The sequence below is a fragment of the Sphingobacterium composti genome (assembly GCF_009829075.1).
Taxonomy (GTDB): domain Bacteria; phylum Bacteroidota; class Bacteroidia; order Sphingobacteriales; family Sphingobacteriaceae; genus Sphingobacterium; species Sphingobacterium composti.
Window position 1 is genome coordinate 105,562 of record NZ_WUQZ01000006.1, and the last position, 17,227, is coordinate 122,788.

Consider the following 17,227-nt stretch of genomic DNA (forward strand, 5'->3'; position numbering starts at 1 on the left):
TCCCAAGAGGAGGAATACGAATTATTTAGAAATAAGTCTTGCTGCTGATAGGTAATAAAATCCGGAACCGTTAGTGTTATTCTCACCGGATGTAACTGTTACAGTAATTTTACCAAAATTATCAGGCTTGATATCTTTTGCAACTATGATATTACTGGTGTTATTTGAAGTGTTTAATCGTACAGTTACTTCATTAGCTCCCGAGCAGATATATTTAGTCTCGCGGTTATCACTCACACTCCCTCTAGCGCCGAAGAAAGATAAATCATAATTCAAATCTTTATCTAGGCCCGTGAGTTCAAATTTACTTTGGACAATGGTCATTCCACTAAATGCAGCCTTGGAGTTACCAAAATAAGAATATCTTGAAACAGTCGAAGGCATATTAAGTGAAGTATTTGATGTCGTTGGTCCATCAGCATTCACGCCGTTAAATCTTTCAGTGATAGTTAACTTAATTCCCACATATGAGCCTATACTATCTTTTAAATTGATAGAAGTTCCTGTTAAGAAAGAGTTAATTTGATTCCAATGATTTGCCGCTGCATTATTGCCAAAATCCAATAATACACTACTTGTCAAAGGTCCGCCAGCTCCACCTTGGAAATCTGTCATTGGGGTAACTTCATTAGGTTTTTGTATAGCAGAATGCGCTGCATTTTGCGCAATTGCTATTTCAAAATCAGATAAGCCTTGCGGTTTGTAGCTGTTACCAACAACATTAGTACCCATAAGACTTTCATACCACGTACATGCTGCTAGATATCTTCCTAATGGCATGCTCAAATGATAACCATCCCGCGTAAAATTATCTTCTACAACACTTGTTCTTCCATTTTGAATAGCGGTTCCTGCTGGTATTATCATATCAATTTTAACCAATTCTTTCGCTTTATTGACAGCATCAACAATGGCTGTATACATCTGCATTTGGTCTTTGTTGTAATTATCAAATCCAGTATGTGTAGAATTTTTGGCGTATGCCCAAGTTTGGTGCAAAATAAATTTTACATTTTCATTTTTAGCACGTGGTGCTACATAATTGTACAATTCAGCTAAAGAAGCAGACCAGGTAGCAAATTTCCCAGAATTAGAACTTTCTTGCTGAAAGCTAATATGTGTCCAATTTTCGCTTGCTAAAGCCGTCGCTATTGATGTGTTTGCTACTGTAGTTTTATTTCCTTCAGCATCTATTTTACGAAAGCTATATGCACCTGCATTTGCTTTTATATTGTTTACATGTTGTTCTAATGTAGCTCCGCCGATGTACAGATTTCCAATAATGATTTTCTGTCCATTAGCTTTAGCAAGATCATACAAATGTGTTTCTATGGCATCTTCGGAAAAACTATTCCCAATGGCAAGGACACGAATTGTACCATCATCCGCAGGTTCAGGTATAAAATTCATTGTAGGTCGTTCCATTTTTTGACAACTCATAAAAGCAAGTAATGTCAAAATGGAAAATATTTTATATATATAAATTTTCATATCTAAATATCTTTTAGGTTATCTATAGTCAGGGTTTTGAATCAAAACTCCAGCAGATTTATCAATCTCAGGTTGAGGAATAGGGAAGAAGCGATGTTTCAATTGATAGTTTACATGACCAGCATCTCGCATTGTTTGTACATCAATATCCCAACGAATTAAATCATAAAAACGCTCATTTTCCATACCTAATTCTACTTGTCTTTCGTGACGTATAGCATTGCGTAAAGCCACTTGATCGCGTGTAGTCACAGCTGGTAATGCTGTCGCATTACTACCTCTTGCGCGTGCTCTGACACGCTCCAATAAATCCAAGGCTAAGTCAACATTTGCGTTTCCACCCACTTCATTTGCTGCTTCTGCTGCTAACAGAACCACATCAGCATAGCGAATAAGACGAACATTAAACCAATCTCCAAATCTGCTTCCATATTTTGCTCTTAAGTTAGGGTTTGTATATACCTTTTTGTTCCAATAAGGTCGTGGTAAATTGTCAGGTAATACTTCACCATACGGCTCATTTCGCTGACCAGAATATAAAATTGTAACATCTTTTCGTGGATCATTCGGTTCAAAAGCTTCCAGTAATCTAGGGTGTGGAATATTCCATCCCCAACCCAAATCCCAAGAACCTGATCCGCGTACACCTTGACGACTGGCATACGTAACACCAAAATTTTGTACGCCATCAAATAGTGCTTGTATTTCAAAAATCGATTCTTTGCTATTTTCACTTTCTTCACGGAAAATCATGTTATAAGGAACACTCAAATCGTAAACTTCAGAATTAATTACTTGCATAGCAGATGCCAGAGCTTCACTAAATCTCTTACGTGCCATTAGCGTTTTAGTTTGCACAGCTAAAGCAGCACCTTTTGTAATTCGTCCAGGATGACTTGGCCATGTCGATGGTAAATAGGCTACAGCGTCCGTTAAGTCAGCATCAATCTGTTGATAGATATCATTAATACTTGATTTTGGAATATTCGCTGAAGCTTGATCTGTAATTTTAAAATTTACTAAAGGAACTTCTCCAAATGTTCTTACCATATTAAAATAAGCCCATGCACGTAGGAATTTCATTTCTCCAATATTGGCTAATGTACCTTCGGATGGATTATCGATAGAATCTGCAGTCGCTAGTACATTATTGGTCAAATTGATTAGGTTGTAATGCCCAGACCAATAGTTGTTCACTAACCAATAATCAAGCGGATAATTGAAATTATCAAATATTGGCCCTGCGCCAGCCTCATCGCCCGTGCTACTTCCTAATTGCGCATCATCAGAACGAATGTTGTGTAATGCAACGTAGGGAAGGCCACTGGTCGCCTCAGAACGTAAACCGGCATATGCGGCAAAAACTTGTCCTTCCAACGATCCTGTAGGCATATCTTCTTCTGTAAATCTTCCTTTTGGCTTAATATCTAACCAATCTTTACTACAGCTAGCAAAGAGTAAAACAAGGAAAATGCCTGTGATTATTTTATATCTATTTGTTATTGTTTTCATAATGATGACCTAAATAATCGTTAAAAATTTAAGTTTAAACCAAAAGTGTAAATTGCAGGAACTGGGTAAGTACCATTGTCAACACCAAATGATGTGGTACTGCCGCCAATTTCAGGCGTGAAACCTGTATTTTTCGAAAATGTAGCAACGTTCTGTGCATTCAAGAATAGGCGTAAACTTTTTAAACGCATACGTGATACTGTTTCTGCTGGTAAAGTATATCCCAATGAAATATCACGAATTCTGAAAAAACTTCCATCTTCAATGAAATAAGTAGAATATTGTCTGTTGACTGATCTTCCTTCGTGTAGGATTGGCTCCCAATTGGATGTACCCACACCATTCCATCTGCCTAATCTATCGGTCAAGAAATTGTAAGTAGCAAATTGGTTTTGATTCCAAGTTCTTAAGATTTCATTACCATAAAGACCTTGTAATTCAATTCCTAAATCAAAATTCTTATAAGACGTACCTAATGATATGCCATAGTAAAAATCAGGAGTAGGATTACCAATCATGGTTCTATCTTGTGTATTAATTACACCATTACCATCCATATCTCTGTATTTGATGTCACCTGGTAAGAATGCTCCACCACCTAAACCATTTGTTGCATATTGATCCACATCTGCTTGTGTTTGGAATATTCCATCGTGTATATATCCCCAAAAATACCCTATCGGATAACCAGCGATTGTTCTAGATGCACCATTGATTATATCATATCCATCAGTTGAAAGTTTGACAACATTATTTTTAACAGTTGTAATATTACCTCCAATTCTATAGCTCCAATCTTCATTAATGGTTTGTGTCCAAGTTACACCAGCTTCTATACCTTTATTTTGAATAGTACCTAAATTACTCAAGCCTGGTTTACTGCCTAGAATTCCTGGTACACGTACTAAAATGTCTTCAGTGTTTTTATTGTAGTATACAGCTTCAACACTTAAACGGTTTTGAAGCGCATTCAATTCAAAACCTGCTTCCCAGGATTTCACTACTTCCCAATGTAAGTTCGGATCTGGAATATATTCAGCTTCATATGCAGGAATTAAATCATCTCCAAAAACTGCTGAATTTCCTGGAACCATTAATGGGTACATCGGATACCAATTTCCGCCAACATTTTGGTTACCAAGAGAAGCCCAAGAAGCTTTTAATTTCAGATTATTAATAGATTCAATATTTTGCATGAAGCTCTCTTGACTTACCACCCATGCAGTACCGATTGAGTAGAAATTTTGCCAAGGCTTACCATTTTTTGCAAATGCAGAACTTCCATCTCTTCGGAAAGAGGTATTGATCAAATATTTACCGTCGTAATTGTATAATGCTCTACCTAACCACGATAATGTACGGTATTCGGATGCGGTTGAATTTCCGGTTGTAGTATTTGGATCTCCGATATTGACGTACCAATAATCTGGATCATTCGGAATTTCTAAGCCTTGACCTTGTGTTCTACGAGCTGTAGTAGCTTCAAGACCTTGCAAATAGGTCGTGAAACCTCCCATTAACGTCAAATTGTGTTTATCAAAAGTGTTTCTATAATTTAGAAGCCAATCTGTTTGATATTTATAATGCGTGTTTTGTTCATGATTAACAGAAGTTAATTGATTCCCAATACGCTCTCTTTTATCTTCACCTTGAATATCTGGATTGTATACGGATACTAATCCTTGGTAAGATCTAAAATTGTTAAACCCATAATCCGCTGATAGGTTAACCCTAAAATTGAAATTTTTAAGGAAATCAACTTCAGCATACCAATTTGCTAATGCTCTGTAATTAATACCAATGTAGGTGTTTTTGCGTTCTTCAATATCCACCAAAGGGTTATTTACTTGCGCACGTTGAAAATCTGGCAGAGTGTGATAAAGACCATATTCGTTGTTGAAAACAGGAGCTATAGGCGCGGCAAGTATTGCTCCGAATACTCCACGCTCTTGTGGTAAACGTGCTCTATAGCCGTTTAACACAATCCCTGTTCTAAAATTATCAGTCAATTTAACTTCATCAGTAACATTAAAAGTTATTTGGCTATGTTTTTCATGGTTGATAATACCTTCGTCCGTTGAATATCCTAAACCCATACGGAAGGTATGCTTGTCAGTAGCTCCACTGACGCTTAGATTATTGTAGTTCAAAATTCCATTAGTAAAAATTTCATCTTGCCAGTTTGTATTTCCTGTCCAATTTGTATAGTCATATGGGTAATTTCCTTGATTAAAACGTTGTTCTTCATACAATTCTTTGAATTGTTCGGCATTTGCCATATCCATACGTTTTGCTACATTCTTAACACCTAATCGAGAATTAAATTCAAAATTCAGTTGACCTAGTTTTGCCCGCTTAGTAGTGATAGCAATTACACCATTTGCTCCACGAACACCGAAAATCGCTAAGCTGGAAGGATCTCTTAGCACTTCAATCGTTTCGATGTCGTTTGGGTTGAGAAAATTAATATTATCATTTAATAATCCATCAACTACATAGAGTGGCTTAGCGCCATTGATTGAATTTGTACCACGGATACGAATATCTGGTTCTTGACCCGGTCTACCTGAATTGGTTACTTGTAATCCTGGTACCTTACCCTGCAAATTTGCCACAGGATTAGTTCCTGGCTTGTCGACTATGTCTTCACCTTTTATTTGGGTGATAGATCCAGTTAAATCTCTTTTTCTAGCTGTACCATATCCAATCACCACAACCTCTTCTAAAGCATTGTCTTCGCTCACAAGGAAAACATCAAGTTGTGTATTGATACCTACAGCTACATTTTGAGATTGGTATCCAATAAAGGAAAAAGAAAGTGTATCACCTAATGACGCAGTAATGGAATATTGACCAACTGCGTTTGTTTGTACACTTGTTGTCGTACCCTTAATAGATACTGTCACACCTGGGATTGTGATTAGAGATTGCTCGTCTTTTACTATCCCTGTTAAAGTGTTTTGCGCACTTGCGGAATTAGCGTACAGCAAAATCACTAATAAAGTAAATATATACCTCATATAATTTTGGTTTATTGTTTGAAGTGGATGTAATTAGTTATCTAAAATTGTATAACAAATATTGTGATGTAAATGTTCATTACCAAAATAACTAACTTTACATTACTACTACACAAAAATTAAATTTGCTCATATTAGTATTTGTAAACACATAACATTCTTATATATAGTTATTTATATAATATATTTGTTTCTCATTTGTTAGTGTTAAGTGTAATTATTACACGATATATTATGAGAGGCAATGATGTAGTAATATTTATAATTATCTTTCTAAAAGGAACTCGGTTAGATTTTTATCTGTTGGTAATTCAAGCTTTTTGCGTAGTCTGTAACGTCTAATTTCCACTCCTCTTGTTGAAATATTCAGCAGTGAAGCGATCTCTTTACTAGACATATTTAGTCTTAAATATGCACATAATTTTAAATCATTCGGAACAAGGTCAGGGTAATCTAATTTGAGTTTTTTAAAGAAATTTTCATGCGCATCATTAAAGCTTTTTTCAAAAATATCCCAATCTCTATTATCATTTTGTACACCCTCAATAATTTTATTAAGCTTATTTAATTGTTCAGAATTTACTTTTCTGCCTTCTTGATCTTTTAAATTTTGTAGTTCTGCTTGTAACTTATTTAACATTTCATTTTTATATATCATGTTAGTTGCAGCATTTGATAGCTCTCTATTTTTGATTGCTAATTCTTTTTCAAGTTGTATATTCTTAAGTCGAATAATTTCTTTTTCATTCTTTTCTGCATTTTTTGCTATTTCTTCACGTTGCTTCTCTAACATGCGTTTATTTATAATCCACTGTTTACGTGCTAACGCTTGATTGTATTTAATAATTGATATGTATATCAGTATTATTATAAAAATAAAATAGACCGTTTTCAACCACCAACTTAAATACCAAGGCGTAATAATTTCGAAGATAATTGTACTAATTTCTGAAATATTACCCTCTGAATCTATTGAACGTACTTTAAAACTATACTTTCCGTAAGGCAAGTTGGCGAAATCCTTGTATGCCTCTTCTTGCAATGGCGACCAATCATCTGTGTAGCCTTCTAAGTTATATTGATATCTAATATTTTGATTGTAAAGTGGACTGCTAAAAGCGATACGAATATTGTTGTTTTTATAAGGTATACGAACTGTTTCAGTTTCTAAAATGCGCATCCCTTGTGTTAAATCAGTGAGATTTGCGATGACAGGAGCTAAAGGTAATTGTTTTTGATTTTTTATATCATCTGAATAAATCGCAAATCCATAGTCCAATCCAATTAAATATTTGCTGTTTCCAATATTTAGTACATTTTCATAGTTCTTCATCATCTTATTTTTCAAAGAATTGAGAGTAATTGAATCTATGTGTATGTTTCCATCTTTTGAAAGTGTGACTTGTCCTATTCCAGCATTTCGAGCAAACCAATATTGATTGGAAGATTTTTGAATTATATGTGTCACATCGTTAAAAGATTTTAAACTAATGTTTAAGTCTTTATAGTATACGAATTTTTTAAGGACATCGTCATATGTGTATAAACCTGTATCAGAACTAAATACTACGCGATTTTCTAAATAGGATATGCCACTAAAGGTTATATGCTTTAATGTTGAATCTTGTGACGTGCTATACCGAATTTTTATTTCTTTTGTGTTTGGCTCAAATTCTATTAGAGAGAATTGGTTTTGATTTCCTACCCAATATTGGTCAGCACTATGATGAGCAGAAAATTTAATAGGCTCCTTTAAGGACTCAAACTGTTTGATATGATTAATTGAATTATCTGCTTCAAAGAGACTTAAACCTGTATAATTCCCTTGCAGAATATAATTTCCGTTTGAAATGGGTAAATAAAAATACCCACCTGTAATGTTGGAAATTCTTTTCAATTGATCATTCTCTATGAGAAATGTTCCTTCATTATGGCCACAGATTAATTGATTGTTTAGCACTGATAAGTTCCAAACGTGTCCATTGGAATTTGGAATAAGTTTAAAGGAAAAAGATTGATTGGTGTTGTTATTTGGCCATGAACTTACATAGAGTCCTTGATTAGTTCCTAAGTATAATTTATTTTCAAATAAAGCAGAAGTGTAAACAGTTCCGATTTCGCCTTTAATATCTGTGTAAAAGTATAATGGACTATTTATTTGAATGCAATCAATGCCATTATCTAAGCCAACCCACAAATTATTTTGCATGTCTTTCTGAATACTTAATACTGTATTATTCTGTAATCCATTATTTTTATTGATATGCTGAATAATATTACCAGATTTATCGATTATATATATACCATTTTTAATGGTACCATATGCGTAATAATGCTCAGAAAGCTTTACGCCAGTATTTATTTTATATTTTGATAATACATCACTTGCTTCACTATTCCATTTTTCAATATTATTATTTTTATCTAGAAAATAGAATCCATCATTTGCAGTTGCTATCAAGCTTTTGTTTTGATCATAGGGTAGGATACTCAAAATATTCTTATTAAATAAGACATTTTTATCTTTTAGCGGTACTAATTTCCCATTATTTAACTGATGTAATCCCGAAGGGATTTGTTCATAATAGAGATTCGTATTTATTAAATGTGCAAATAAAAATGGTTCTCCATCAGCAGTTAAAGTTCTTATTTCATTATTCTGAAATAAATAACTTTTCGAGAAGGAATGGAATATGATGATATCATTTAAAAAAATGATCTTCCATATTTCATCATTCTTCAAAATAGACTTATCTTTTATATAAGTAGACAAGCTAGTATATTTAAGTTTACCCAATTTATTTCGTACCCAATAACCGAACTCTCCATGTCCTCCTGTATATATTTTTCCATCTGCAGCAATGTTCACACTTCTTACAGTAGATTTATTCGGTAGCTGATGTAAATTCCAGTATGTGCCATCAAAAGATAGTAATCCTTCATTATTTCCTGCATATAAAATACCATTTTGTGCAATAGCTATAGACCAATTTTGGTTACCAGCTTTGTATTGCGACTTTGTATATTGCTGTACAGCAGGGGTACCGATTGGTGAAATAGATTGTGCACCGGATTTCAAGCCAATTAGAAAAAATACGGAAAATATAAAATAAAGCGGTTTATACATAGCGCAATTTTGGTATTCCCAAATATAAAATTTATTACGCTAAAGATTGATTCCTATAAATATAGAAATTCATTATAAACATTCTTATTAACCAAAAAAGCCAACTCATTTGAGTTGGCTTTCTAAAAGTGATACTTAAATATCTAGTGTGCACTTAACTGCTTTCTTTTATCTTCATCGAATGATGCTTCTAACTCAGCTAATTTTTTCTTACCATATGCCATTCGTGTAATAACTACAAATAGTACAGGTACAATAAAAATCGCAAGGAACGTTGCGGCTGTCATTCCACCAAATACCGTCCAACCGATAGTTTGACGAGACGCTGCGCCAGCACCTGTAGACAACATCAATGGAATAATACCTAAGATGAAGGCTAAAGATGTCATGATGATAGGACGTAAGCGTAATTTAACGGCGTCTATTGTTGCATCTAATAAAGGCATACCAATATCAACACGCTCTTTGGCAAATTCTACAATAAGAATAGCATTCTTTGCTGCCAAACCAATGATGGTAACTAAACCAATCTGTGCAAAGATATTGTTGTCCAATGATGGAATAAACATCAATGTCAGTATCGCTCCGAAGATACCAAGAGGAACCGAAAGTAGGATAGAGAATGGTACAGACCAACTTTCATATAATGCCGCTAAAAGTAAGAAAACGAATAAAATACACAATGCAAAGATTTGAATTGTTTTAGAACCTGATTGCTTTTCTTGTAATGATAATCCCGAGAATTGATAATCAAATCCATCCGATAATGTTTCAGCAGCAACTTCTTCAAGCGCTTTTATCACATCACCAGAACTGTAACCTGGAGCCGCACTACCTGATAAATCAATACTTCTGAAGATATTGTAGTGATTGATAATAGATGGCATTGTTGTTAATTCGTAACTAACCAATGCGCCTATTGGTACAGGATTACCTTGAACATTTTTCACATACAATTTATTGATATCTTCAATATTCATACGGTACTCGACATCGGCTTGCGTCACGACACGGAAATTACGACCGTATTTTGTAAAATCATTTACATAACTGCTACCTAGATATGAAGAAATAGTAGAATAAATGTTTGCAATAGGTACGCCCATTCTTTTTGCTTGTTCACGATTAACTTCCAATTTATAGTTAGGCGAATTCGAATTGAATAGGGTATACGCCATCCCGATTTCAGGACGTTGATTGGCTGCCGCTAGGAATTTGGCAACTTGTGCTTCAAACTGTTTGATATCTACGGTTTGTAAATCTTGAATTTGCATAGAGAAACCACCCGTAGAACCCAATCCTGGAATAGCAGGAGGTGTCACAGCTAGAATTCGAGCTTGTGAAAAAGCTGCGTATTTGCTCATAATAGCTCCAGTGATTTCACTAGCAGTTCTTTTTCGCTCACTCCAAGGTTGTAAAGACACGAATAGGGAACCACCATTTGATTTGAATGACCTATTCAAAATATTGATACCCGAAATAGAAGTGATGTATTTAATCTCAGGGAAATCTTTACGTAATTCTACTTGCAATTCTTCTAGTAATGCTTCCGTACGCGCAGAAGAAGAACCTTCTGGCAAGGTAACACCGGCGAAGAACATACCACCATCTTCCGTAGGAATAAATCCTGTAGGTTTCGTTTGGAACATCCAGCCTGTACCAATGAAGATACAAAGTAACAATATTAACATCAAAGGTGCGGCTTTAATAGCTTTTTTAACACCTTTAGAATATCTATATGTTACTTTATCAAACCAAACATTGAACTTGTAGAAGAATTTGTTTAATCCTTTTGATTCTTGGTTTACTGCGGATGGCTTTAACATTATCGAACACAATGCTGGTGTCAAAGTCAGTGCAATAAATGCAGATAGCATTACGGAAACAGCAATAGTAATTGCAAACTGCTGATACAATTGCCCCACCATTCCTGGTATAAAACCTACCGGAACGAATACCGCCGCCAAGATTAATGCAATTGCTATAACGGGAGCAGTAATATCTTGCATGGCACGACGAGTAGCTTCTTTGGCTGATAATTTGTAATGGTCAATATAATGTTGAGCCGCTTCCACGACGACAATCGCATCATCCACCACAATACCAATCGCCAACACAAACGCAAGCATCGTCAAGTTATTGATGGAGAATCCAAATAGTGTAAAGAAGATAAATGTACCTACGATGGATACAGGAATAGCCAAAACAGGAATCAATGTTGCTCTCCAGCTTTGTAGGAAGAAGAAGACAACTAATGTCACTAAGATTAAAGCTTCGATTAATGTGTGAATTACAGATTCAATTGATGCGTTAACGACAGAAACCGTTTCGTAACCGATGACATAGTCAACATCTTCTGGGAATGATTGTTTTAATTTGTCTAGTGTCTGGTAAATTCCTTCAGCAGTTTCTACAGCGTTACCTCCAGGTGTTTGGTTAATCATCATACCTGTTGAGCGCATTCCATTCACTTTGGTCGTCGTACCGTAGTTAAATTGCCCTAATTCTACACGAGCAACATCTTGAAGTAAAACTAATGAACCATCCTTATTGGTCTTCACGACAATATTTTCGAAGTCTTCAACTTCAGATAAATCAGAATCAGTAATTACTGGATATTCAAATACTGTCGAAGATTCTTGTGGACGTCCACCTACCGAACCACCTGGTATACGAATGTTTTGTTCGGCAATCGCAGCAGATACATCTGCAGGTGTCATATTTAGATTCGCCAATTTATTAGCATCCAACCAGACACGCATAGAGAATGGTTGTCCAAATGCTGTAACATCACCCACGCCTTTTACACGCATCAAGGCATCCTTTACATATAAACTTGCGTAATTCGCTAAAAACTTGTCATCACGTGTTCCATTAGGAGAAACTAATGAAACTAACATCAAAATGTCTGAATTGGCTTTACGAGTGGTAACACCTAGACGACGTACAGCTTCTGGGAGAGAAGGTTCGGCTATTCCAACACGATTTTGTACATCTAATGTTGCAATATCAATATCCGTACCTACTTCGAAAGTCACGGTAATCTGTGATTGTCCATTCGACATACTATTCGAAGACATGTAAATCATTCCCGGTGTACCGTTGATTTGACTTTCTATTGGTGTGGTAACTGTTTGTTCAACTGTTTGTGCATCTGCACCTGTATAATTCGCTGTCACCGTAACAGTTGGTGGTGCGATAGACGGATACTGACTGATAGGTAAGGTCGTAATACAGATAGCTCCAATGATAGTAATCAATATGGAAATCACCATTGCGGTTACGGGCCTTTTTATAAATACTTCTGAAATCATTCTTAATTATTTAAAGTTTTGGCAAAATTTTATTGATTATTGGAACTTGGGGTTTCTACTACTTTCGTACCAGGACGTAAGGAAGCAGCACCATCTAATACGATTTTTTGTCCAGCTTCAAGACCAGAGGTAATTACTACTTTATCCTCAATTTTATTACCTAAACTCACTTGTTTCAATTCTACTTTACTGCTATCGTTAACTGTATACACGTTAAATACACCCAACTGTTCGAAAACTGCTTTGTAAGGAATTACAACTTCTTCTTGTGTTGATGTACTCGCAACATTCAGTGTCGTATTCATTCCCGAACGTAATGTGTTTGCATTATTACCAAAAGTCGCACGAACTTTTATAGTACCAGTTTGACTATCTACAGCACGGTCGATTGTTGAAATACGACCTGCTTCCGTATAACGAGTTCCGTCAGGTAAGGAAACGTAAATTTCCGAGCCTGAAGCATTAGTTTGAAGTTTCGTAAACTCAGCGATATCGCGCTCATTGATTTGAAATTCTACAGCAATAGGGTTGGTTGAAGAAATGGTATTCAGCAATGTTGTTCCAGCACTTACTAATGCGCCATTTCGAACTTGTGAAATTCCTACAGTTCCTGAAAAAGGTGCTACAATAACAGAACGTTGTAGATTTGTTTGTGCTGTTGTTAAAGCAGCTTCAGCAGCTTGAACTTGTGCTTTCTGATTATTGACATCCGTAGTCGCATAATCCAATGTTTGTTTAGCAATTGCGTCTTGTTCGGCAAGCGTTTGATAACGTTGCAAATCTTTTTGCACACGTTCTAAATTAGCTTTAGCTATCGCCAAATTAGCTTTTGCTTGGTCAACAGCTGCTTGGTAGCGCGTACGGTCAATTTCATAAAGACGTTGTCCTTTGCTTACTACACCGCCATCTGTGACGTATATATTGGTAATGTATCCTGATACCTCTGCGCGAATTTCTGTCTCTTGCAAAGCCACAACATTCGCAGGATAACTTTTTACTCCTGTTACGATTTCCTTGCTAACTACTGCCATACTCACAGGAGTAGCCATATCAGCTTGCTGCGCTTGATTAGCTTGCTTATTGTCTTTTGAATTGCAAGATTGTACTAACAATCCCGAACTGATTAATAATGCCGAAAATAATTGCGTTTTATTCATTGTATATTGTTGTCTTAAGGAGGTTGTTTTAGTTGTTGGTTGCTACTGTACCTAATGCTTTCTGAATATCAAGTTTGCTAACTAATACTGCATATAAGGCATTCAAATAGTTTAATTGTGAGGTTTTTAAATCAGTTTCTGCTGTCATTAGTTCTAAGTAAGTTTTAACTCCAGCATCATATTGCAATTTGATGGTATTATATACTTCTTCCGAAAGTTCCATATTACCTTTCGCATTGCGCCATTCATTCATATTAGCACGGTAGGATGCCATTGCAGCTGAATATTGGGCACTGATTTGGTTTTCTAAATTTTGCAAATCCAATTCTAATCGTGCTTCTTGCAATTCTGATTTACGAATTTCATGAAGACGTTTTCCTCCTTGAAATATAGGAACTGATAAACTTAAACCTACATTGGAAGATGGGATATTATCATTATACAAATTGGAGAATTCATTATTACGGTAGTTTAAACCGTAATTGGCGTATGCATTCAATTTAGGTAAGAAATTCCATTTTTGATATTGCGTATTCAATTTTTGGATTTCCTTGAGATTCTGAATCTGTTTATATTCTACACGATTGGCAACTTGTAATAATTCTGCTGTATCCAATAAAATATTACTTTCCATGCTTTGGTTAGCAAATGATAAAGTCAAATTATCTTGCGATGAAATATTTAGCAGAGACTTCAAATAGTCGTATTTAAACTGACGATTTTCAATTGCCGACTTCAGACTAGCTTTAGCATTGTTTAATGAAATCTGAGCTCTTTTATGGTCTGTTTTATCTACTAATCCAACTTCATAGCGCGAAGTAGCTTCTTTCAATTGACGTTCTAGACGGCTAATGTTTTCGCTGATTATTTTGATTTGCTCTTCACTTGTTAAGATATCATAGTATGCTTTACTTACATCGACAATCGTATTGATTTTTGTGTTTTCTAAATTCAATTCGTTTTTCTGGCGTACAAATTGCGATGCGCGTGATGCTTGAAATAACTGCGGACTAATAATCGATTGTTCTGCTTGAAAGGTTAACGCACTATTATTCTTTTGTCCCATTTTTACATCATTACCTGCGATATTAACAGTAGGAATTTGAATTGTATGGGCAAAATTTCCTGTTGCATTGATTTGCGGCAACCAACCCGAAAGGGCAGAGGCGATTTCCTTTTCGCCAATTTCCTTATCCAATTGAGCTTGTTTTAATTCAATCTTATTGCGCAGAGCATAATCAATCAAATCATCCAACGTAGCGTTTGCACCAATATCGGATGTCGATTGTGCTAAGGCTGTTCCGGATAGCGCACATAATAAAAAGGGAAGGAGATACTTAAATCTATATTTCATAATTAATCGTTATTTTTTATACCAGTCCAGATGATGTCAATCAATTCTGTTAATTCTTTCTCACTAAATTCTATTTTGCCATATACTACGGTCTTTGCATAGGTAACGGCGGCACCGATATATGCCGAGCAAATTATTTTTTCATCAATAGGTTTTATATATTCTTCTTGAATACCACGAATGACGAATTTCATAAAAGTATTTTGGGCATAAGGACCTTCTTCTGAATCTTTAGTACGTATGATTTCATTATAGGGCGAATTATAAAATTGCTCGAAAAAGCAAGAACATTCCCTATTATCAATATGAAAGGTACAAAAGCTCTTAAAGACTGAGTAAAACTGCTCTTTATAGGTCATGTCCTGATTGACCTGCTTGAAGATGTAACTATACAATTCTTTGCGACAGTACTCAAATAAAGCTAATATTAATTCATCCTTAGAAGGGAAGTAGTGGTAAATGGTGCCGATGGCTACATCAGCATGTTTGGCTATCTGGCTCATTGGAGTGCCGTGGAAGCCATTATCTTTGATAAGATGCAAGGTGCTCTTAAAGATACTTTTTCTTTTGTCTGTAAATTGAACGTTCATTCGGTTACAAATGTAAGAATTGTTGTAACTCGAAAATGTCAAAATCCTGTTATAAAACAATGAATAAAAATCTCCAATGTTAAATAATTGTTAAATCAACTAATAGATCTTGCATAGTGTATTAATTACACTTATATTTGTATCATCATAATTTAGGTTTATAATTGGTTATCGAAGGTTTTCATTCTCCCCGTTTGAAAACCTTTTTTTGTTTTATGAGCTAACAAAATTAAGATATCATTCTCTTTCGGAATTCTTTTCTATATGTGTTAAAACTCTTACATGAATTTTATGAATAATATAGTTACTCCATATTTTCCAATATATAGCAGGTTTGATATTGTGGTAATACCAGGTTGTTCCTTCCAATCTTGTTTTGCCATTATCAAGTTGAGTAAGTTTGAATTGACCTTCTTTAGAAACAAAATAGTCATGTAAATGTGGAGCATCTATATCCCAAAAACTTAATTCTTTCATAGGAGCAGGTTGTTCTAAAACTTCAAATTTAAGAAGTTCATTTTCTTTCCATGCTGTTATTGGCTCGACAAAACTTCCAGTAGTGAAATTGCAATAACGTATTTCACCAACACCTTTTCCTGTTATGTTTGCATTTATTGGGTATGATATACCCGACCGAAATAATAATTCATGGGGTTCGTCAAGTTCAGGAAACTCCACAACATTTTGCCAAACCTTTTCTGGGGATGCATCGATATCGACAAATGTAACGACAGACGATAATGAGGGAGATTTTTTGTGTTCTATGAATGCAGTTAAAGGAATTAAACAGAAACTAAACAGTAGTACCGTTATGTTATTAACTTTCCCATTATCTATGAATAAATAGCCGATGTAGCTACCTAGCCAAGTTAAAAGTATAGCTAAGGGTAATACCATCAAGATGCAAATAAGTCCTTCGATAGCAAATATAAACAAGCAAATAATTAGAATTGCTAGACTTGTAAAGCTGTATTGAGCCGACTGCTTCTTTGTAATTCCTTTTTTTAGGCCATAAATTACGGTTGTTGAAATTCCAATATATAAGGGTGTTAATATAAAAAGAGCAATTCCATATTCTCCAATTCCGTAAATCCCCCAAATTGTAATTAATCCAGCTAATATTGTTGAAACTAGTATAGAAAAAACTTTTCTTTTTTGGTCGTTTTCTGGTAATAAGGTTATCATTTGATATTATTTAATAATTGAATATACCAAATGATTTTAAAAAAATAGTTTACAATCTTTCAATCCTTTAATTACTTCATCTTGGGTAAAGGTGGAATCAGAATCGCCGAAATGCGTGGTCACATAGGTGAGGATATAAGCTATATCCATATCAGAAAGTTTGGATAGTGCAGGCATCGCTTGATTATATGTTTCACCATTGATAACTATTTCACCAGATAATCCATTTTTTATAATGCAGGCTAGTTTGTCTCTATTTTCGGAAAGATACTTTTGGTCCGTAAGAGGCGGGTACAACTTACCAAGACCTTCTCCTTTTGCGCCATGACAATTTTGACAATGTGTGCGATAAAGCTTTTGTCCATTCACAGCGTATTGTGCGGTTTGAATATTGAGATTATTATTATGGCAAGATGATAATTGGCTAAAACCAATTATCATCATACCAAAAAATAGTACTGTATAAATTAACTTCAT

10 protein-coding genes are annotated in these 17,227 nt (G+C 35.0%); all 10 read right to left on the reverse strand.

All coding sequences use genetic code 11. From position 1 onward, the window contains the following. Positions 1–21: 21 nt before the first annotated feature. Positions 22–1,440, reverse strand: a complete 1,419-nt coding sequence (locus GOQ17_RS06170; RefSeq protein WP_159636322.1) for a DUF4886 domain-containing protein — start codon at positions 1,438–1,440, stop codon at positions 22–24. Positions 1,441–1,509: 69 nt separating this feature from the next. Further along, on the reverse strand, positions 1,510–3,003 hold the full coding sequence (locus GOQ17_RS06175) for a RagB/SusD family nutrient uptake outer membrane protein (protein ID WP_159636324.1): 1,494 nt from the start codon (positions 3,001–3,003) through the stop codon (positions 1,510–1,512). 20 nt (positions 3,004–3,023) lie between these two features. Then, positions 3,024–6,023, reverse strand: coding sequence for a SusC/RagA family TonB-linked outer membrane protein (locus GOQ17_RS06180; protein ID WP_159636326.1), 3,000 nt, complete (start codon positions 6,021–6,023; stop codon positions 3,024–3,026). A gap of 265 nt (positions 6,024–6,288) precedes the next feature. Continuing rightward, a complete protein-coding gene (locus tag GOQ17_RS06185) occupies positions 6,289–9,150 on the reverse strand; it encodes a triple tyrosine motif-containing protein (RefSeq protein WP_159636328.1) in 2,862 nt (953 codons plus the stop codon). A gap of 143 nt (positions 9,151–9,293) precedes the next feature. Further along, positions 9,294–12,464, reverse strand: a complete 3,171-nt coding sequence (locus tag GOQ17_RS06190) for an efflux RND transporter permease subunit (RefSeq protein WP_159636330.1) — start codon at positions 12,462–12,464, stop codon at positions 9,294–9,296. 29 nt (positions 12,465–12,493) lie between these two features. After that, on the reverse strand, positions 12,494–13,621 hold the full coding sequence (locus GOQ17_RS06195) for an efflux RND transporter periplasmic adaptor subunit (protein ID WP_159636332.1): 1,128 nt from the start codon (positions 13,619–13,621) through the stop codon (positions 12,494–12,496). Between the two features lie 28 nt (positions 13,622–13,649). Continuing rightward, entirely contained in the window at positions 13,650–14,975 is a 1,326-nt protein-coding gene (locus tag GOQ17_RS06200) for a TolC family protein (RefSeq protein ID WP_159636334.1), read from the reverse strand. 2 nt (positions 14,976–14,977) lie between these two features. After that, complete coding sequence (locus tag GOQ17_RS06205; protein ID WP_159636336.1) at positions 14,978–15,565, reverse strand: TetR/AcrR family transcriptional regulator; 588 nt, start codon at positions 15,563–15,565, stop codon at positions 14,978–14,980. Between the two features lie 237 nt (positions 15,566–15,802). After that, complete coding sequence (locus GOQ17_RS06210) at positions 15,803–16,750, reverse strand: SRPBCC family protein (RefSeq protein ID WP_159636338.1); 948 nt, start codon at positions 16,748–16,750, stop codon at positions 15,803–15,805. Positions 16,751–16,786: 36 nt separating this feature from the next. Continuing rightward, on the reverse strand, positions 16,787–17,227 hold the full coding sequence (locus GOQ17_RS06215) for a c-type cytochrome (protein ID WP_159636340.1): 441 nt from the start codon (positions 17,225–17,227) through the stop codon (positions 16,787–16,789).